General features: G+C 63.0%; 15 protein-coding genes. 10 read left to right on the top strand and 5 right to left on the bottom strand.

All coding sequences use genetic code 11. The features are described from left to right. The first annotated feature begins 24 nt into the window (after window positions 1-24). The 10 genes from JET17_RS13005 to JET17_RS13050 all read left to right on the top strand — a co-directional run bounded on the left by JET17_RS13005 (window position 25) and on the right by JET17_RS13050 (window position 12086). Window positions 25-1341, top strand: coding sequence for an MFS transporter (locus JET17_RS13005; RefSeq protein ID WP_012314416.1), 1317 nt, complete (start codon window positions 25-27; stop codon window positions 1339-1341). Window positions 1342-1393: 52 nt separating this feature from the next. Next, window positions 1394-2677 (top strand): OprD family porin, encoded by a 1284-nt coding sequence (locus tag JET17_RS13010; RefSeq protein WP_012314417.1) that lies wholly within the window; start codon window positions 1394-1396, stop codon window positions 2675-2677. Between the two features lie 228 nt (window positions 2678-2905). Next, window positions 2906-3643 (top strand): gluconate 2-dehydrogenase subunit 3 family protein, encoded by a 738-nt coding sequence (locus tag JET17_RS13015; RefSeq protein WP_012314418.1) that lies wholly within the window; start codon window positions 2906-2908, stop codon window positions 3641-3643. Between the two features lie 3 nt (window positions 3644-3646). After that, window positions 3647-5431, top strand: coding sequence for a GMC family oxidoreductase (locus JET17_RS13020; RefSeq protein ID WP_012314419.1), 1785 nt, complete (start codon window positions 3647-3649; stop codon window positions 5429-5431). Window positions 5432-5442: 11 nt separating this feature from the next. Further along, entirely contained in the window at window positions 5443-6690 is a 1248-nt protein-coding gene (locus JET17_RS13025; RefSeq protein ID WP_012314420.1) for a cytochrome c, read from the top strand. A gap of 250 nt (window positions 6691-6940) precedes the next feature. After that, window positions 6941-7963: a LacI family DNA-binding transcriptional regulator gene (locus JET17_RS13030; protein ID WP_012314421.1), complete on the top strand. Its 1023-nt coding sequence runs from the start codon at window positions 6941-6943 to the stop codon at window positions 7961-7963. A 71-nt stretch (window positions 7964-8034) separates the two neighbouring features. Beyond that, on the top strand, window positions 8035-8814 hold the full coding sequence (locus JET17_RS13035; RefSeq protein ID WP_012314422.1) for a sugar phosphate isomerase/epimerase family protein: 780 nt from the start codon (window positions 8035-8037) through the stop codon (window positions 8812-8814). Then, window positions 8807-9757, top strand: coding sequence for a sugar kinase (locus tag JET17_RS13040; RefSeq protein ID WP_012314423.1), 951 nt, complete (start codon window positions 8807-8809; stop codon window positions 9755-9757). Before JET17_RS13035 ends, JET17_RS13040 begins: the two co-directional genes overlap by 8 nt. Window positions 9758-9818: 61 nt before the next feature. Continuing rightward, a complete protein-coding gene (locus JET17_RS13045; RefSeq protein ID WP_012314424.1) occupies window positions 9819-11111 on the top strand; it encodes an MFS transporter in 1293 nt (430 codons plus the stop codon). Window positions 11112-11120: 9 nt separating this feature from the next. Then, on the top strand, window positions 11121-12086 hold the full coding sequence (locus JET17_RS13050; RefSeq protein ID WP_012314425.1) for a 2-hydroxyacid dehydrogenase: 966 nt from the start codon (window positions 11121-11123) through the stop codon (window positions 12084-12086). A 69-nt stretch (window positions 12087-12155) separates the two neighbouring features. Here JET17_RS13050 and JET17_RS13055 read toward each other — a convergent pair whose 3' ends face one another. The 5 genes from JET17_RS13055 to JET17_RS13075 all read right to left on the bottom strand — a co-directional run bounded on the left by JET17_RS13055 (window position 12156) and on the right by JET17_RS13075 (window position 19164). Then, window positions 12156-13343 (bottom strand): MFS transporter, encoded by a 1188-nt coding sequence (locus JET17_RS13055; protein WP_012314426.1) that lies wholly within the window; start codon window positions 13341-13343, stop codon window positions 12156-12158. Window positions 13344-13431: 88 nt separating this feature from the next. Next, on the bottom strand, window positions 13432-14805 hold the full coding sequence (locus tag JET17_RS13060) for an APC family permease (RefSeq protein ID WP_012314427.1): 1374 nt from the start codon (window positions 14803-14805) through the stop codon (window positions 13432-13434). A 192-nt stretch (window positions 14806-14997) separates the two neighbouring features. Next, window positions 14998-17532 (bottom strand): HWE histidine kinase domain-containing protein, encoded by a 2535-nt coding sequence (locus JET17_RS13065; protein WP_012314428.1) that lies wholly within the window; start codon window positions 17530-17532, stop codon window positions 14998-15000. A gap of 229 nt (window positions 17533-17761) precedes the next feature. Further along, window positions 17762-18145 (bottom strand): hypothetical protein, encoded by a 384-nt coding sequence (locus JET17_RS13070; RefSeq protein ID WP_012314429.1) that lies wholly within the window; start codon window positions 18143-18145, stop codon window positions 17762-17764. Window positions 18146-18156: 11 nt separating this feature from the next. Next, window positions 18157-19164, bottom strand: coding sequence for a zinc-binding alcohol dehydrogenase family protein (locus JET17_RS13075; RefSeq protein ID WP_012314430.1), 1008 nt, complete (start codon window positions 19162-19164; stop codon window positions 18157-18159). Between the last annotated feature and the right edge of the window lie 113 nt (window positions 19165-19277).

Genomic DNA, 19277 nt, shown 5'->3' on the forward strand with positions numbered 1-19277 from the left:
TAATTACAAGAATGGAGATCCACCATGGTTGCCTTGACCGGTGTTCTGGCGCGTGAGCGCAATGAGCGTCACATCAATGAACTGCTGCTGTACCGGCGGGTGGCCTGGCGCATCATGCCACTGGCCATCATCTGTTTCCTGTTCTCCTATTTCGACCGCATCAACATCAGCTTCGCCAAGACCCAGATGCAGGCCGAGCTTGGCCTGAGCGACGCGGCCTACGGGCTGGCCGCGAGCATGTTCTTCATTGGCTACGTGCTGTTCGAGGTGCCGAGCAGCCTGGGCCTGAAGCGCTACGGCGCGCCGGCGTGGATCTGCCGGATCATGGTGTCCTGGGGGCTGGCTACTGCGGCTCTGGTATTTGCCTATACCCATTACACCCTGTACTTCCTGCGTTTTCTGATCGGCGTGATGGAGGCTGGTTTCGGGCCGGCCATCCTGTTCTATCTGGCCTGCTGGTTCCCCCGCAAGCACCTGGCGAAGATGAACGGGCTGTGGTTTCTGGCTGTGCCCTTGGCTGGCGCGGTTGGCGGCCCTGCGGCGGGCTTTTTGCTGGGGACCATGGACGGTGTGCTGGGCCTTGCCGGCTGGCACTGGCTGTTTCTGATGTCGGGCTTGCCGTGCGTGGTGCTGGGCGTGTTGGTGCTGTGCAAGCTCGATCGCGACATTGCGTCGGCCAAGTGGCTGACCCTTGAAGAGAAAGCCCTGTTGCAGGAAAACCTTGCCCAGGACAAACGCGCGGACAAACCGGTGCTGGGTTCGCTGTGGCGGGTGCTGCTGACCCGAGAGGTGGCGATCATGGCGTTCATCTACTACGTGATCAAAAGCGCGTCCTATGGCCTGAATTTCTGGATGCCGCACCTGATCAAGTCTTCAGGGGTACAGGACATGCTGTGGGTCGGTGTGTTGTCTGCGCTGCCTTATGCGGTGGCGTGCGTCGGTATGGTGCTGCTCACCCGGCGCTCGGACCGCACCGGCGAGCGCAAGCGCTACCTTGTGTACTGCTTGCTGGCCGCAGCCGTTGGTTACTTGCTCGCGTGCCTGTTCTCGGGCTCGTCTTGGGCGATGATGGCGGCGCTGGTACTGGCGACAGCGGGTACGTTCATTGCCATCCCGATCTTCTGGACCATCCCGCAGTCGACCTTCTCCGGGTTGGCGATTGCAACCGGTACCGCGGCAATCAACTCCGTGGGCCAGCTCAGCGGCATCGTGGCACCGGTGATGGTGGGGCAGATCAACGACATCACAGGCAGCACATACATGGGCATGCTCTCGATTGCACCGCTCATCCTGCTCGCCTGCCTGGTGGTGATGCGCTACGTCAGAAACCCCAAGGTCTGAACCTGGCAAGCCCTTGACGCTGAACAACAAGAACAATAACAAGGCATAACCCATGAACACTTCCGTCTCACGGCGGGCATCACTGATGCTCGCGGCGTTGTGCTGTGCGTGGCAATCGGCCCAGGCGGCCTTTGTCGCTGACGGCAAAGGCAGCCTGGAGCTGCGCAATTTTTACTTTGATCGCGACTTTCACGGTGCTGCTGCCAGCCAGTCCAGGCGCGGTGAATGGGCCCAGGGCTTTTTGCTCAAGTGGCAATCGGGCTACACCGAAGGTGTCGTCGGGTTTGGCCTGGATGCGGCAGGGATGCTCGGCGTCAAGCTCGATTCATCCCCGGACCGCAGCGGCAGCGGGCTGTTGCCCCGCGGCAGTGACAGGCGCGCGGTGGATGGCTATGGCAAGGCGGTTGCCACCGTCAAGGCGAAGCTTTCGCAGACCCAACTGCAGCTGGGTGGTTTGAGCCCCCAGTTGCCATTGCTGGCGTCGAACTACAGCCGGTTGTTCCCGCAGTGGTTCAAGGGTACCCAGTTGGTCAGCAAGGACTTGGACCGTTTCACCTTTACCTTGCTGCAGGTCGATGCCACCAAGCTGCGCGACTCCACCGACTTTGAAAGCCTGACCGCCATGGCGCAACAGGGCGCCTATTCGGCAACGGTGACCAGCGACCGCCTGTACTACGCGGGTGTCGATTATCAGCCGGCGAAGAGCCTGACCCTCAGCGTGCACACCAGTCAGCTTGAAGACCTGTTCCAGCGGGACTTTGCGGGGTTCAAGTACAGGGCCGGCCTTGGGCCGGGGGAGGCATTCACCGAATGGCGCTGGTTCAACGCGCACGACCAGGGCAGGGCGTTGCTGGGCGAGGTGGATAACCGGACCTTGAGCACCAACATCGGCTATGGCCTGCACGGGCATACCTTCAGCGGTGGTTACCAGAAGGCCAGTGGAAATACCGCCTACGCGTATGTTGGTGGGACCGATACCTACCTGTTCAGCGAGCAGCAGGTGAGCACTTTTGCCTTGGCCAACGAGCGGGCATGGATGCTGCGTTACGACTACAACTTTGCAGCATTGGGCATCCCGGGGCTGACGTTCAATGTGCGCTACGTCAAGGGTGACCAGATCGACCCACAGCGGATTGCCAGCAGCAAAGGCCGGGCGCTGGCCGCGCGGGGTGGCGAAGGTGAGGAGTGGGAGCGGACCACCGACATCAGCTATGTAGTGCAGTCGGGGGTGTTCAGGAGCCTGGCGCTGCGTTGGCGCAATGCGACCATGCGCTCCAATTTTGCCGATGCGGCGGATGAAAATCGGGTGATCGTGGGGTACACGGTCGAGTTTTGAGAGGTGGAGTACAAATGTGCTCTTAGGTTGATATCGGGTGCGTTGGAAGGGGCATTTCTGGGTGCATGTCATCAAGTTAACGGTATTGGGAGAGCCTGGTGCTCCCTATGAAACCGGTTTCAAAATGTTTCCGAACCAGCTAGATTACGCGGCTTTCTCAGGGCCTCTCCCTGATCCAAACCCAGACGGCGCAACCCAAGGCCGCCCCAATGCTGATGAGGATTTGCAATGCCTGAGCATGCCCCCGACAACCCGCGCCGGGACTTTCTGCGCAAAACGTTGACCCTTATTCCCGTGGTCACCGTGGCTACCAGCACCGGCCTGGGTGCCGGCCAGCTGCTGGCCCAGCCGGCCCGCGAACCCAAGGTGCCTGCTACACCGCCCCCTGGCCATTACCAGCCGACTTTCTTCACCGCCGAAGAATGGGCCTTTGTACAGGCGGCGGTGTCGCGCATCATCCCCGCTGACGAGCTGGGCCCCGGCGCACTCGAAGCAGGCGCCGCCGAGTTTATTGATCGCCAGATGAACACCCCCTATGCCACAGGTGCCCAGTGGTACATGCAGGGCCCGTTCAAGGCCGACGCCGCGCCAGAGCTTGGCTACCAGCTGCAACTGAGCCCCCAGCAAATCTACCGCCTGGGCATCGCCGCTGCGGATGCATGGTGCAAAAACGCCAGCGGTAAAACGTTTGCTGAGCAAGATAGCGCTACCCGAGACAAAGTTCTCGGCAAGATCGAAGCCGGTGAGATCGTTTTCGAACAGCTGCCTGCCAAGGTGTTTTTCAGCCTGCTGGTGCAGAACACCCGCGAGGGGTTCTTCTGCGACCCGATTCACGGTGGCAACAAGGGTATGGTCGGCTGGACGCAAATCGGCTTCCCCGGCGCCCGTGCAGACTTCATGGACTGGGTCGAGCGCAATGAGCCTTACCCGTTCCCGGCAGTATCGATTCGTGGCGAGAGGGCGTAAGGCATGGCCAATGCAATGAAGAAGGTCGATGCGGTGATCGTCGGTTTCGGCTGGGCGGGCGCCATCATGGCCAAGGAACTCACCGAGGCCGGGTTGCAGGTGGTCGCGCTGGAGCGCGGGCCGATGCAGGACACCTACCCCGAAGGCAGCTACCCGCAGGTCATCGATGAGCTGACCTACAGCGTGCGCAAGAAGCTGTTCGTGGATGTCTCCAAAGAAACCGTCACCATCCGCCACAGCGTCAACGATGTCGCGCTGCCCAACCGCCAGCTCGGTGCCTTCCTGCCCGGCAAGGGCGTGGGCGGCGCAGGCCTGCACTGGTCCGGCGTGCATTTTCGTGTAGACCCGATGGAGCTGCGCATGCGCAGCCACTACGAAGAGCGCTACGGCAAACGCTTCATTCCTGAAGACATGACGATCCAGGACTTTGGCGTGAGCTACGAGGAGCTCGAGCCCTGCTTCGACTTCGCCGAGAAGGTCTTCGGCACCTCGGGCCAGGCCTGGACCGTGAACGGCAAGGTGGTCGGCGAAGGGAAGGGTGGCAACCCTTATGCACCGGACCGCTCCAACCCCTTCCCGCTGGTGTCGCAGAAGAACGTGGTGTCTGCGCAGCTGTTCCAGAAGGCAACCGCCAGCCTGGGCTACAAGCCCTACAACCTGCCTTCGGCCAACACATCAGGGCCCTACACCAACCCTTATGGGGCGCAGATGGGGCCGTGCAACTTCTGTGGTTTCTGCAGCGGGTACGTGTGCTACATGTACTCCAAGGCGTCACCCAACGTGAACATCCTGCCGGCGCTGCGCCAGGTGCCCCATTTCGAGCTGCGGGCCAATGCCCATGTGCTGCGGGTGAACCTGGACGACAGCAAGCGCAAGGCTACCGGGGTGACCTACATCGATGCCCAGGGGCGGGAAGTGGAGCAGCCGGCTGACATCGTCATCCTTGCCGCGTTCCAGTTCAACAACGTGCGCCTGATGCTGCTGTCGGGCATCGGCAAACCCTATGACCCGATCAAGAACGAAGGGGTTGTGGGGCGCAACTTCGCCTACCAGAACATGGGCACGGTGAAAGCGTTCTTCGACAAGGACACCTACACCAACAACTTCATCGGCGCCGGCGGCAACGGTGTGGCGATCGACGACTTCAACGCCGACAACTTCGACCATGGGCCGCACGGTTTCGTCGGCGGCTCGCCGATGTGGGTCAACCAGGCCGGCAGCCGGCCGATTGCCGGTATTGCCAACCCGCCCGGCACGCCCGCCTGGGGCAGTGCCTGGAAGAAGGCCACGGCCGATTACTACACCCACCAGCTGTCGATGGACGCCCACGGCGCGCACCAGTCGTACCGTGGCAACTACCTGGACCTCGACCCGACCTACCGGGATGCCTACGGCCAGCCGCTGCTGCGCATGACTTTCGACTGGCAGGAAAACGACATCAAGATGAACCAGTTCATGGTCGACAAGCTGAGCAAGATCGCCCAGGCGATGAACCCCAAGGCCATCGCTGTGCTAGGCAAGAAGGTCCAGGAGCACTTCAACACCGCCAGCTACCAGACCACCCACCTCAACGGCGGCGCAATCATGGGCACCGACCCCAAAACCAGTGCCTTGAACCGCTACCTGCAAAGCTGGGACGTGCACAACGTGTTCGTGCCGGGCGCATCGGCGTTCCCCCAAGGCCTGGGTTACAACCCCACCGGCCTGGTGGCTGCGCTGACCTACTGGTCGGCGCGGGCCATCCGGGAGCAGTACCTGAAAAACCCCGGCCCGCTGGTTCAGGCTTGAGGAGCGATGGCATGAAAAAACTGTTGATCGCGACCCTGCTGCTGGGCACGGGCCTGGCTGCCCAGGCTGATGAAGCTACCGATGCGCTGGTGAAGAAGGGCGAGTACCTGGCCCGTGCCGGTGACTGCGTGGCCTGCCATACCGCCAAGGGCGGCAAGCCTTTTGCCGGTGGGCTGCCGATGGAAACCCCCATCGGCACCGTGTACTCCACCAACATCACACCGGATGCCACCGGCATCGGCCAGTACAGTTTCGAAGACTTCGACCTGGCCGTGCGCAAAGGTGTGGCCAAGGACGGCAGCACGCTGTACCCGGCCATGCCGTACCCGTCCTATGCGCGGGTCAAGGACGAGGACATGCGCGCCTTGTACGCCTACTTCATGCAAGGCGTGCAACCGGTGGCGCAGCCAAACAAGGCCACCGACATCCCTTGGCCCCTGAGCATGCGTTGGCCGCTGGCGATCTGGCGTGGCGTGTTCGCGCCAGAGGTGAAAGCCTGGCAAGCGCCGGCCGGTGCCGACCCGGTGGTCAGCCGCGGCGCCTACCTGGTGGAGGGGCTGGGCCATTGTGGCGCGTGCCATACCCCGCGTGCCCTGACCATGCAGGAAGAGGCCCTGAGCCCCGCTGATGGCAAGCAGTTCCTCGCTGGCAGTGCGCCACTGGAAGGCTGGATCGCCAAGAACCTGCGCGGTGACCACAAGGACGGCCTGGGTAGCTGGAGTGAGGAACAGCTGGTGCAGTTCCTTAAAACCGGCCGCAGTGACCGCAGTGCCGTGTTCGGCGGCATGAGCGATGTGGTCGAACACAGCATGCAGCACTTGAGCGATGCCGACCTGACGGCCATTGCCCGCTACCTCAAGACGCTACCGGCAAGCGACCCGCACGACCAGCCGCATGTGTACGACAAGCACGTGGCACAGGCTTTATGGAACGGGGATGACAGCAAGCCGGGTGCGGCGGTGTACGTCGACAACTGCGCTGCCTGCCACCGTACCGACGGCCAGGGGTATACCCGCGTGTTCCCGGCGCTTGCCGGCAACCCGGTGGTGCAGACGGCCGATGCCACCTCGTTGATCCATGTGGTGCTGGATGGCGGCACTGTGCCGGCGACGCATACCGCGCCGTCGAATCTCACCATGCCAGCGTTCGGCTGGCGCTTGAGCGACCAGGAAGTGGCTGAGGTGGTGAATTTCATCCGGACCAGTTGGGGTAACCAAGGCAGTGCTGTTTCGGCCAGTGATGTGAAAGCCATCCGCTAAGGCCGGCGCCCGGCGTCATACCTTGAGGGGCTTGCCGGCAATGCAGACGCTGCAGTGCATGGCACCGGCTTTGCCGGTGATCGCCGGCAAGCCGGCTCCTACAGGATTGGCGTCGGCTGTAGAAATTGGGTGGGGCAGTGCGCCGGAAAAGGTAGAATCCCGACGAACGGTAGGTGACGAAACCGCTCGGTTTTGATGTATTGAAACCGGTTTCAGTCACCGTCACCGACAATAATCACAAGGGACCGAAATGACCGACTTGCCTGCCCATTCCCGCGAACGCGTGACCATAAGTGAGGTCGCACGCGTTGCCGGCGTCTCCAAGGCCACCGTGTCGCGCTACATTGGCGGCGATCGCCAGCTGCTGGCCGAAGCTACCGCCAAGCGCCTTGAAGAAGTCATCGAGCGCCTGGGCTACCGGCCCAACCAGATGGCCCGCGGCCTCAAGCGTGGCCAGACGCGTTTGATCGGCATGCTGGTAGCAGACATCCTCAACCCCTATTCAGTCGCGGTGATGCACGGCGTCGAAACCGCCTGCCGTCAGCACGGCTACAGCCTTGTGGTATGCAACACCAACCGCGACGACGAGCAGGAGCGCCATCACCTGGCGGCCCTGCAGTCTTACAACGTCGAGGGCCTGATCGTGAATACCCTTGGCCATCACCCCGGCGAGCTGCTCAACCTTCAGCGTGACATGCCCATGGTCCTGGTAGACCGGCAACTGCCGGAGCTGAACGTAGACCTGGTAGGGCTCGATAACGCCCAGGCCATCGAGCAGGCCCTGGACCACCTGCAGGCGCGTGGCTACCGCGACATCCTGGCGGTCACCGAACCACTGGACGGCACCAGCTCCCGGCTCGAACGCACGCAGGCGTTCACCGCCTCGATCAGCCGTCGCGCCGGCATGCGTCAGCAACTGGTGGAGATCGACGGCAACCTGCACGCCCGGCTTGACGCCTTCCTCGGCAGTAACGGGCACGGGCCGCAGGCGATCTTTACCTTCAACGGCGTGGCCACCCTGACGGTGACCCGTGTATTGCACGACGCTGGTTGCAACCTGTTCCAGGACGTCGGCCTGATTGCGCTGGACGAACTGGACTGGTACCCGCTGGTCGGTAGCGGCATTACCGCGCTCGCCCAACCCACCGAACGCATCGGTGTGGCCGCCTTCGACTGCCTGCACGACCGCCTGCGCGGCGAGAGCGGGGCGCCACGGCGCCTGGACTTCAAGGCAGAGTTGATCATCCGAGGTTCCACTCAAACACGCGAATGAAGAAACGGCCGGTAACGACGCCGGCCATTGCTGCAGTCAAAAATGAAACCGGTTTCATAAGGACAAAAACAATGCACGCGAACCCCGTTTCCATCAGCCTCTCCAGCTACGGTGCCAGCTTGGTCCGGGAGCGTGGGCAGGAGAGCTTCCTTGAACTGCTGGCCGCTGCCGGCGTGACACGTGTCGAACTGCGCGAAGAGTTGTTCGACGAGGCCCCGGATGCCGCCGCGCTGTCGGCGGCAATCAACGCGCTGCAGTTGCAGTGCCTGTATTCCTCGCCACTGGAGCTGTGGACGCCTGAAGGGCAGCTGGACGCGCGCTTGCCTGCCAAGCTGGCGCTTGCCCGCGCACTCGGCGCCATGGCGCTGAAGGTGTCGTTGGGGCATTACGCTTGCGCATGCGACCTGGCGGCCTTGCAAGCGCAACTGCGCCCTGGTGACCCACTGTTGCTGGTGGAGAACGACCAGACCGCGCAGGGCGGGCGCATCGCGCCGCTGCTGCAGTTCTTTGAGCGCTGCGAGGCCCAGGGGCTGGCGCTGGGCATGACCTTCGATATCGGCAACTGGCAATGGCAGGGTGAATCCGCCGCGCAGGCAGCGCGCTTGCTCGGTCGCTGGGTGCGTTACGTGCATTGCAAGGCAGTGCAGCGCGAGGCCAGCGGGCGCCTGGTGGCCGTTGTGCCGCAGGCACGGGACCTGATGGCCTGGGAGGCAATGTTCGCCGAGTTCACCCCCGGGCTGATGCGCGCCGTGGAGTACCCGCTGGCCGGGGCTGACTTGCTGGCTTTGACCCGCGCCCAGGTCAACAACCTGGCCCGCATCGGCATGACCGAGGAGGTGAGCCATGCCTGAGCATGACGTGCTGTGTTTTGGCGAAACCATGGCCATGTTCGTTGCCGAGCAGGTCGGTGATCTGGCGGCGGTGGGGGCATTTACCAAGCGCATTGCCGGCGCCGACAGCAATGTGGCCATCGGCCTGGCCCGGTTGGGTTTTCGGGTGCGCTGGCTGAGCCGGGTGGGCAACGACTCGTTGGGCCGCTTCGTGCTCGACACCCTGCAGCAAGAGGGCCTGGACTGCAGCCACGTGGAGGTCGATGACCACCACCCGACAGGCTTCCAGCTCAAGGGCCGTAGCGACGATGGCAGCGACCCGGTGGTGGAGTATTTTCGCCGCAACTCTGCGGCCAGCCACCTATCGCTGGCGCAGCTCAGCCCGGCGTTGCTGCAGGCCCGCCACCTGCACGCCACCGGTATTCCGCTGGCGCTGTCGGCCGGCTGCAGGGTGCTGGCCCATGAACTGGTCGAGCGCATGCGCAGTGAGGGGCGCAGCATTTCCTTCGACCCCAACCTGCGCCCGTCGCTGTGGCCTGACTGCGCGAGCATGGTCCGTGAGGTCAATGCGCTGGCGGTAAAGGCGCACTGGCTGCTGCCAGGGCTCGAGGAAGGGCGGCTGTTGACCGGCCTGCAAACCCCGGCGGACATCGCCGCGTTCTACCTCGACCGTGGTGTCGAGCACGTAGTCATCAAGCTGGGCGGTGAGGGTGCCTACTACCGCAATGCCCAGTGCCAAGGGCAGGTCGCCCCGGTGCCGGTGGCCAGGGTGGTGGACACCGTCGGTGCCGGCGACGCCTTTGCCGTTGGCGTGGTCAGCGGCCTACTCGAAGGCCGCCCGCTCGCCGAGGCGGTGGTTCGCGGCAACTGGTGCGGCAGCCGCGCCGTGCAATCGCGCGGCGACATGGAAGGCTTGCCACTGCGCCGGGAGCTGGAAGCTTACGCATTACCCGAGAGTGCCTGAAACTTTGATCGCCGGTACGCCGGCCGGTTGCTACAAAAACAACAAGCTCAGGAGCCGCATCATGCAATCGACAAGCCTCGCCCCACGCCGTTGGTGGTACATCATCCCGATCGTCTTCGTCACTTACAGCCTGGCCTACCTCGACCGTGCCAACTACGGCTTCGCCGCCGCCTCGGGCATGGCCGATGACCTGAAGATCACCCCGGCGCTGTCGTCCCTGCTGGGGGCGCTGTTTTTCCTCGGGTACTTCTTCTTCCAGGTGCCTGGCGCCATCTACGCGCAAAAACGCAGCGTCAAAAAGCTGATTTTCGTCAGCCTGATCCTCTGGGGTAGCCTGGCGACCCTGACCGGCATGGTCAGCAATGTCTACCTGCTGATCGGCATCCGCTTCCTGCTCGGCGTGGTCGAGGCGGCGGTGATGCCGGCGATGCTGGTGTACCTGTGCCACTGGTTCACCCGCGCCGAACGCTCGCGCGCCAATACCTTCCTGATGCTGGGCAACCCGGTGACCATCCTGTGGATGTCGGTGGTCTCGGGGTACCTGATCAAGCATTTCGACTGGCGCTGGATGTTCATAATCGAGGGCCTGCCTGCGGTGCTCTGGGCGTTCGTCTGGTGGCGCCTGGTGGACGACCGGCCAGCTCAGGTGACGTGGTTGAGCGAGCAGGAGAAAGCCGCGCTCGAACAGGCACTGGCCGCTGAACAGCAAGGCATCAAACCGGTTAAGAACTACCGCGAGGCGTTTCGCTCGCCGCAGGTCATCGTGCTGTCGCTGCAGTATTTCTGCTGGAGCATCGGGGTGTACGGTTTCGTGCTGTGGCTGCCCTCGATCCTCAAGCAGGCGGCGAACGTCGACATCGTCGAGGCCGGGTGGCTGGCCTCGGTGCCTTACCTGGCAGCGGTCGTGGCCATGGTCGGGGTGTCGTGGGCCTCTGACAAACTGCAGAAGCGTAAGCGTTTCGTCTGGCCGCCCTTGCTGATTGCCGCGCTGGCCTTCTATGGCTCCTACGCCTTGGGCACCGAGCATTTCTGGGCGTCCTATGCGCTGCTGGTGGTCGCCGGGGCTTGTATGTACGCCCCCTATGGCCCGTTCTTCGCCATCGTGCCGGAGATCCTGCCCAGCAACGTGGCCGGTGGGGCCATGGCCCTGATCAACAGCATGGGAGCGCTGGGTTCGTTTGGCGGCTCGTGGCTAGTCGGCTATCTCAACGGCGCCACCGGTGGCCCTGGCGCTTCGTACCTGTTCATGTGCGGTGCGCTGCTGACGGCAGTGGCGCTCACGGCTGTGCTGAAAACATCACAAACCTCAGGCCAGGCCAAGCCCCGCAGCCAGCGCCTGGCAATGAGCCAATAGGAAACGGCTATGAAAAAGCGAATCGTCCTTTACAAGCGCCTGCCCGAGGCCCTGCTGGCGCGCCTGCAACAGCAGGTCGAGGTGACCTGGGTGGATACCTCCGGCAGTGATGGCCTGGCCCGGCTGCGCGATGCCTTGCCCGGTGCCCATGGCCTGCTGGGCGCCAGTTTGCGGCTGGACAGCAGCCTGCTGGACCTGGCGCCACAGCTTGAGGTGGTGGCCAGTGTGTCGGTTGGCGTCGACAACTACGACGTTGCCGAGCTGACCCGCCGTGGCGTGATGCTGACCAACACCCCTGATGTATTGACCGAGACCACCGCCGACACCGGCTTTGCCTTGATCCTGGCCACTGCCCGGCGGGTGGTGGAGCTGGCCGGCTGGGTACGTGACGGCCATTGGCAGGCCAACCTTGGGCCGGCGCATTTTGGCAGTGACGTGCATGGCAAGACCTTGGGCATCGTCGGCATGGGGCGCATTGGTGAGGCCTTGGCCCGCCGTGGTGCGGCCGGGTTCGGCATGCGCGTGCTGTACCACAGTTCGCGGGCCAAACCAGAGGTGGAGGCCCGCTATGGTGCCCGGTATCGCACCCTGGACGAGTTGCTGCGCGAGGCGGATTTTGTCTGTTTGACGGTGCCCTTGAGCGCCAGCACCGAAGGCCTGATCGGCGCAAGGGAGCTTTCGCTGATGAAGCCCGAGGCGATCCTGGTGAACATTGCCCGCGGGCGTGTGGTGGATGAACAGGCACTGCTTGCGGCGTTGCAAGCCAAGCGCATCCGCGGCGCCGGGCTGGATGTGTTCGTGCAGGAGCCACTGCCGGCCCACTCGCCGCTGTTGCAACTGGACAACGTGGTGGCCACGCCGCACATCGGCTCGGCGACCCACGAAACCCGTGAGGCCATGGCGCGCTGTGCGGTAGAGAACCTGTTGAGCGCGTTGGCGGGGCAGAGGCCGGCGAATCTGGTGAATGAGGTCTAGTGGTTTTGGGGGAGTAACGCCTGGCTAAAACGAGCGCCGCTCGTGCGGCGCTCGATAGGCAGTAGGCGACTACTGGCCACCCTTCATCCGCCGTGCCACCGCGTAGATCCCCAGACCTACCAGCGCCGCAGCGGCACCGATATAGCCGGTGCTGGTCCAGCCCAGTCCGGCACTGATGGCCATGCCGCCAAACCAAGGCCCCAAGGCATTGGCCAGGTTGAAGGCTGCATGGTTGGACGCTGCTGCCAGGCTCGGGGCTTCGTGGGCAATGTCCATCAGGCGGATCTGCAAGGGGGCGGCCAGTGCGATCATGGTGCCGACCAGGCCGATGCCCAGCAGCAGTGTCCACAGCGCATGGGCAGCGAAGGTGAAGAACAACAGCACGGCGGTCGACCACACCAGTACGATGCCCACGGCGCGGAATTGCAGCCGGTCGAACAGCTTGCCGCCGGCAATGTTGCCGATGATGCCGCCGATACCGAATGCGGCCAGGCCGAAGGGGATCCACTGGGGGGCGACCTGAGTCACCTCTAGCATGGTCGGCGCGAGGTAGCTGAACACACAGAACATGCCGGCAAAACCGATCGAGGCGATGGCCAGCGCCATCCACACTTGCGGTAAGGTGAAGGCTTTAAGCTCCTTGCGTGGGTCACTGCGTGCTTCATCGCGACGCTGCGGCACGTACTGCCAGACCAGCGCGATGGTGCACACAGCGATCAGGCCTACCAGCAAAAACGCCGAGCGCCAGCCAAAGTACTGCCCCAGCAATGTCGCCACGGGGTTACCCAGCAACATGGCCAGTGTGAGGCCCATCATTACCCGGGCCACGGCACCGGCGCGCTGGTTGCTCGGCACCATGCTCGAGGCAACCACCGCGGCGATGCCGAAGTACGCCCCATGGGGCAGGCCGCTGATGAAGCGGAAGGCCACCAGGCCTGCGAACGACGGAGCGAAGGCGGTGGCCAGGTTGCCCACGGCATACAGCGCCATCAACAAAAGCAGCATGTGCTTGCGCAGCAGCTTGGCGCCAAGAATGGCGAGCGCCGGCGCACCCACCACCACGCCCAGCGCGTAAGCGCTGATCGCATGGCCTACCTGCGGTTCGCTCAATTGCAGGTTGCCGGCGATGTCCGGCATCAGCCCCATGATCGCGAATTCGCCGGTGCCAATGGCAAAACTGCCCAAGGCCATGGCGGCTTCCATCTTGCCGATTTCGCCTTTGGAGAGGGCGACCGGCGGTATTTCCTGAACAGACATTGGAGTCCCTATTGAAACATGCTGAAACGTTCAAGTCGGGATCATAGTCAATTCGCGCCCTGAGCGTCGAGGATGACGGCTTGCCGGATCAGTCTGTCATCTGCAGGTCGGGCAGTTTCACCCGGAACGCGCGGGTCAGCCCCAGCAGGCAGACGAAACCTGCGGCCATCCAGCACAGGCCGATGGTGAACGACATGCTCGACAGGCTGCTCCACAGCCACAGTGTGCTCATAAAACCCAGCGCCGGCAGCGCGCCATACAGCAGGCAGTTGCGTGTGCCACGCAGCTTTTGGTCGACAAGGTAATGCTTGAGCACCGCCAGGTTGACTGCCGAGAAGGCGAACAGCGCGCCGAAGCTGATCATGTTGGCGACAGTGTCCAGGGTGATGAACAGAGCGACCAGCGACAGGGTGCTGACCAGCATGATCGCCGTGGCCGGCACGCGCTTTTTCGTCACCAGGCGGCCAAAGGCCCGCGGCAATGCGCCGTCGCGGCCCATGGCGAACAGCACGCGGGACACGCTGGCCTGGGACACCATGGCTGAGGCGAAGCAGCCGGCCACGTAGGTAGCGGTAAAGCCGGTCACCAGCAGTTCGCCACCGACATGGCGCATCACATCCACCGAGGCGGAGTCCGGGTCAGCGAACGAGGCCCAATCGGGGAAGACCATCTGGGCGCAATACGACACCAGCAGAAACAGCAGGCCACCGATCACCGACACTGCCATGATTGCCTGCGGGATACGCCGGGTCGGGTCGCTGGTTTCCTCGGCCATGGTCGACACGGCGTCGAAGCCCAGAAAAGACAGGCACAGCACCGCAGCGCCGGCCATGACCAGCGGAACGCTGAAGCCCTCATGATGGAACGGTGCCAGCAATGACACCGGCGCGCTCTGCTCGCTAAGGTTGCGCAACGACAGCGCGACGAACACGACGATGAACACCAGTTGCGCAACCACCAGTATCCAGTTGACCCGTGTGATCGACTCGATGCCGATCAGGTTGAGGAAGGTGACCAGGGCGATTGAGCCCAGCACCCACACCCACGCAGGCACCGACGGGAAATACTCGGACATGTAGATGCCGATCAGCAGGTAGCTGAGCAAGGGCAGGAAGATGTAGTCGAGCAGCAGGGTCCAGCCGGCGATGAAACCGAAGTGGCTGCCGAAGGCTTTGCGGGTGTAGGTGTAGACCGAGCCGGAGTAGGGGTGCGCCTGGACCATGCGGCCATAGCTGTAGGCCGTGAGCAACATGGCGGCGAGGGTCAGCAGGTAGGCGGTGGGCAGGTGCCCTTTGGTCATCTGGGTGACCAGCCCGTAGGTGGTGAATACGGCCAGGGGGACCATGTAGGCGAGGCCGAACAGCACCAGCGCGGTCATGCCCATGGATTTTCTGAAACGGCCTGAAGCGGTGGGGTGCGACGCAGGGTGGGGCGGATGGGCTGTATTTGTTGTTGTATGCATTGCTGACTCCTGGTTCTGGATGCAGGACGCCGCAATATGCGAGCAGGCTCGATACTGTTGATGGCGTTGGATCAGGGGCAGAGCTTGAGGTGGGACGTGGGAATGCTCCCACACTCGCGGGGCACTCGAAATCACCCTTTGGGGGGAGCCCGTGCAGGGACCGCCGCACGGTCCCCTCGCGCAGGTGACGCGCTAGGCCAGCAGGTTTTCCAGGTTGTGCAGGATCGAGGCTGCGTCGTAGGGCTTGCGCACCACCGGCACATGCTTCAAATGGTCAGGGATGTTCAGGCTGTCGCCATAGCCGGTGGCGAACAGGAAGGGGATACCCAGGCTTGTGAGGGCTTCGGCCACGGCAATGGAGGTGCCGGTACCCAGGTTGATGTCCAGCACTGCGACATCCGGCGTGTGGCTGGCAAGCAGCTTCAGGGCTTCGGCTTCGGAGCTTGCGGTAAGCACATCCTGCACCTGTGCATCGGCCAGAATCTGCTCAAGGCCAACCGCAATCACCAACTGGTCTTCGAGTATGAGCACACGCGCGCTGACCAGGCTGCTGCAGTCTACCTGTGGCTGCTGTGCAACCGCCGGGGTATCGCTGGCGAGCTCTTCGACCAGCGTCAGGTGCTTTGCCGGAATCCGGAAGAACCCCTGCAGGCCCTCTGGCCTGTATTCAAGGGTGCTGCTGCCACCGAGGTCGAACGGGATGCTTCGTTCGATCAGAACAGAGCCGAAGCCGCTGCGCGTCGGTGCCCGTACCGTTGGCCCGCCGCTCTCGCGCCACGTGATGTCACAGGCCCCGCCCGTGTCGACAACCCAGTCGACAGACAACCTGCCGCCCGCCCTGGACAGGGCCCCGTACTTTGCCGCGTTGGTCGCCAGCTCATGAAGCACTAAAGCCATCACCGAATAGGCGCGGGCATCGAGCAACAGCGCGGGGCCGGTGAGTACCAGTGCATCGGCGCTGGTGCGGTACGGGGACAGTTCGGCCTCCAGCAAGTTGGCAAAACGGCCACCACCGTCACCCCGGACCACCTGATCGTGTGCCAGTGACAACGCCTGGATCCGACCCTTGAGCGTCGCCACATAGCCGTTGAGGGTCTGGTGTTCTGAGGTGGGGTGGGCCACCAACGCACCGATGAGCGAAAGAATGTTCTTCACCCGGTGGTTGAGCTCCTCGTTGAGCATGCGTTGGCGAACCTGCGCCTTGGAGCGTTCATCGGCCAGTAGCTCGCTGTTGTGCAGCGCGACCTCGACCACCGCCGCGCGGATGGCTTCGCCAAACTGGCGGTCCTGCTCGGACCAGGGCAGGCAGTGGTGGTGGACCGTCTGCTTCCACACGGCGAAGCTCTTGCGGGGGGTGAGGCGGTCACCCAGGGGCCCGCTCTCGTAGGTCTTGTTGGGGTCGCCGGCCCAATCCAGGGTTTCGATCACCTCCTTGCGAAACAGCATGAGGTAGTCCCGTGGGTGCTGCGACATCGGGATGATCAGTACCCCCGAGACCTCCATGGCATAGTCCTGTGCTGCAGGGTGCGCCAGCGACAGGCAGTTCGACGCCCAGGTGCGGCCCTCGGCAACACCCTCGGCGAAGCTGAGCAGCCCGGGCACCGCCTGCCTTGGCGGCGTCAGCCCGGCCACGGTCCATTGGCCTTGCAACGACATGCCAATGCCATCGCAGGGGATGAGGGCCTGGAAGTCGCTCAAGCGAGCGCGCAGCAGTTCATCGATGTCCGTTGTGCGGTGGGCATCGTGCAGCAGGTTGTCGAGCACCTGACGGGCGTGGGCGGCGGCCTCCAGGGTTTGCCTGGCCTGCAGTGTCTGGATATGCAGGGAAAAGAACTCACCGAACATTTCTGCGGCGACCCGTTGGCCCATGCTCAGCGTGCGTGGTGCGTAATGGTGGCAGGCGATCAGCCCCCAAAGGGCACCGTCGACGATCACTGAAATGGACATGGATGCGCCCACGCCCATGTTGTTCAGGTATTCGCAGTGAATCGGCGAAACGCTGCGCAGGTGCGCGTAGGACAGGTCGAGCGGCTCGCCAGACAAATCCAGCACCGGCTCGAGCGGCACGGTTTTGAAGTTGGCGTCGGCAATCACCCTCACAGGGTTGCGCACATACAGCGCACGGGCCTGCTGGGGAATATCCGATGCCGGAAAGTATTGCCCCAGAAAGCTTTCAAGCCCGCTACGCCGGGCTTCGGCTACAACCTTGCCAGCGCCGTCGGCGCCGAGCTGATAGATCATCACGCGGTCGTAACCCAGCAGTGCACGAACACGCTTGGCGGTATCGGCCACAAGCCTGTCGGAGCGGTCGATCTCGCGCAACTGGGCGATGACCGTGCGCACCAGTTCGATCGGTTCGGCGATGCTCTGGCTGGCGGGCTCGAATTCGAGGATGACAGTACCCTTGAACAGGTGGGCAGACACATCGAACGCCTGGCCTGAAGCCAGCGGCACGCCGAATGACAGCGCTGGCCGGGAAGCTTCCTTCACACGTGCCAGGGAGTTGCGAACCGTGTGGGCAGCCTCGATTCCGATGATCGCCTCAAGTCTCTGACCATTGACGCCGCCGGTCACGCTAAGCATTTGGGAGGTATTTACGGAGTGGCGCAGGACCAGGCTGGCAGAGGCGTCGCAAGCGAGCAGACAGCCGTGTGGCTGAATGCTGCCCGGTATCTGGATCGGTTCGCGATCACAATTGGTCAAATTGACGTCAGGTTGCAAGGTCATGGGTTCCCGCCGGCAGTGCAAAGGCCGGCTGCCTGTGTGACCGCCGAGCATGTTCAAGTAAACGCAGTGTTCACAGTCGCTTTCATGGGCGAGTCTAGCCTGCGCCTATGGCTTAGTCACCTTGGCGTCGCAGAGGTTTCGCGAGCTATCGCCCAAATTGCCATCATCGGGCAGCGGTGCATTGGCGTGGATGCTCAGGCTTGAGCGAAGCACGCCGGGGCGGGCCTACCTATGCCAGAAAGTCCGGTTCGTTGGGCGCATCATTGTGTGCATCCTGGCGGATGTCGAGGTATACGGCAGCTGCGCACACGCCGACCAGGCCTACCGTGGCGATCACGATGTCACCCAGCAGCATGCCAGCGAGCAGGGTCAACAAACTCAGCCTACAGAACAGCGCCATGGCCACCTCCTTGGCAGTTGGGTTGCGCAATGCCCCGTACCATACCGCCCAAGGCTCAAGGATGCAGCCTGGCTTGGCTGCTGTGGCACTCCTTGCGCCTGCTTTGGCAGAACGGGCGCCTTCGGGGCACAGCAGTGATGTTCCCATGTGATCCGGTATCCGGGTGGCCAACACGCCGATGCACATCATCACCGGGTGCTGCAGTTTTGCCATGAACCTTTGGTTCAGAAACCTTCCAGCACGACCTTGCCGCGGGCCTTACCGCTTTCGAGCAGGGCATGGGCGCGCCTGAGGTTGTCAGCGTTTATTGCGCCGAAGTGCTCGCCTACGGTGGTTTTGAGCACACCCTCGTCGACCAGGGCCGATACGCGCTCGAGCAATTGATGCTGCTTGATCATGTCTTCGGTCGTGTACAGCGAACGCGTGAACATCAGCTCCCAGTGCAGGGACAATGACTTGCGTTTGAGCGGCACGACGTCCAGTTGTACGGGGTCATCGATCAGCGCAAGCTTGCCTTGCGGCCGAAGCACTTCCACCAGTTGCGCCAGGTAAGTATCGGTGTGCGTCAGGCTGATCACGTAATCCACTGGCTCCAGCTTGAGTTCCGCCAGTTGTTGTGGAATCGGAACCGTGTGATCGATGACATGATGGGCGCCCAGTTCGCTGACCCATTGCTGGGTTTGCGGGCGGGAGGCCGTGCCGATCACGGTCAGTTGGGTGAGCTGCCTGGCCAGTTGCACCAGGATCGAGCCGACGCCGCCACCGGCGCCAATGATCAGCAGGCTTTGCCCCTTGCCACCGTACTGCTCGACGCTCAGCCGGTCGAACAGCAACTCCCAGGCAGTGATGGACGTCAGCGGCAACGCCGCAGCGCTGGCATTGTCCAGGCTGCGGGGTTTGTGCCCGACAATGCGTTCGTCCACCAGGTGATACTCGCTGTAGCTGCCAGGGCGGTCGATGGCGCCGGCGTAGAACACCTCGTCGCCGGGCTGGAACAGTGTCACTGCGTTGCCGACCTCGCGCACGATACCTACAGCATCCCAGCCCAGCACCTGGGGTTGCTCGGCGCTGCGTGATGCGCGCACTTTGGTATCGACCGGGTTGACCGCAATGGCCTTGATTTCGACCAACAGATCGCGGGCACCCGGGGTTGGCTTGGGCAGGTCTGCCTCATACAGCGATTGCGGGTCTTCAATGGGCAAGCCGGGCTGGTTGAATACAATGGCCTTCATTGCCATTACCTCGATAAGGGGGGAGTGCTGGTCAGGCTACCTGCATTGCGTTAAGTCAAAAACAGGGGGAGTGAGATAAGACTTTCACTTTTCCAGTGAAAATCCGGCGATGC

Origin of the sequence: Pseudomonas putida (assembly GCF_016406145.1) — a bacterium.
Lineage (GTDB): Bacteria > Pseudomonadota > Gammaproteobacteria > Pseudomonadales > Pseudomonadaceae > Aquipseudomonas > Aquipseudomonas putida_E.

Coding starts and splice junctions, on each gene's coding strand:
- JET17_RS13005 (WP_012314416.1), top strand. CDS start 25: ATGGTTGCCTTGACCGGTGTTCTGGCGCGTGAGCGCAATGAGCGTCAC.
- JET17_RS13010 (WP_012314417.1), top strand. CDS start 1,394: ATGAACACTTCCGTCTCACGGCGGGCATCACTGATGCTCGCGGCGTTG.
- JET17_RS13015 (WP_012314418.1), top strand. CDS start 2,906: ATGCCTGAGCATGCCCCCGACAACCCGCGCCGGGACTTTCTGCGCAAA.
- JET17_RS13020 (WP_012314419.1), top strand. CDS start 3,647: ATGGCCAATGCAATGAAGAAGGTCGATGCGGTGATCGTCGGTTTCGGC.
- JET17_RS13025 (WP_012314420.1), top strand. CDS start 5,443: ATGAAAAAACTGTTGATCGCGACCCTGCTGCTGGGCACGGGCCTGGCT.
- JET17_RS13030 (WP_012314421.1), top strand. CDS start 6,941: ATGACCGACTTGCCTGCCCATTCCCGCGAACGCGTGACCATAAGTGAG.
- JET17_RS13035 (WP_012314422.1), top strand. CDS start 8,035: ATGCACGCGAACCCCGTTTCCATCAGCCTCTCCAGCTACGGTGCCAGC.
- JET17_RS13040 (WP_012314423.1), top strand. CDS start 8,807: ATGCCTGAGCATGACGTGCTGTGTTTTGGCGAAACCATGGCCATGTTC.
- JET17_RS13045 (WP_012314424.1), top strand. CDS start 9,819: ATGCAATCGACAAGCCTCGCCCCACGCCGTTGGTGGTACATCATCCCG.
- JET17_RS13050 (WP_012314425.1), top strand. CDS start 11,121: ATGAAAAAGCGAATCGTCCTTTACAAGCGCCTGCCCGAGGCCCTGCTG.
- JET17_RS13055 (WP_012314426.1), bottom strand. CDS start 13,343: ATGTCTGTTCAGGAAATACCGCCGGTCGCCCTCTCCAAAGGCGAAATC.
- JET17_RS13060 (WP_012314427.1), bottom strand. CDS start 14,805: ATGCATACAACAACAAATACAGCCCATCCGCCCCACCCTGCGTCGCAC.
- JET17_RS13065 (WP_012314428.1), bottom strand. CDS start 17,532: ATGACCTTGCAACCTGACGTCAATTTGACCAATTGTGATCGCGAACCG.
- JET17_RS13070 (WP_012314429.1), bottom strand. CDS start 18,145: ATGGCAAAACTGCAGCACCCGGTGATGATGTGCATCGGCGTGTTGGCC.
- JET17_RS13075 (WP_012314430.1), bottom strand. CDS start 19,164: ATGAAGGCCATTGTATTCAACCAGCCCGGCTTGCCCATTGAAGACCCG.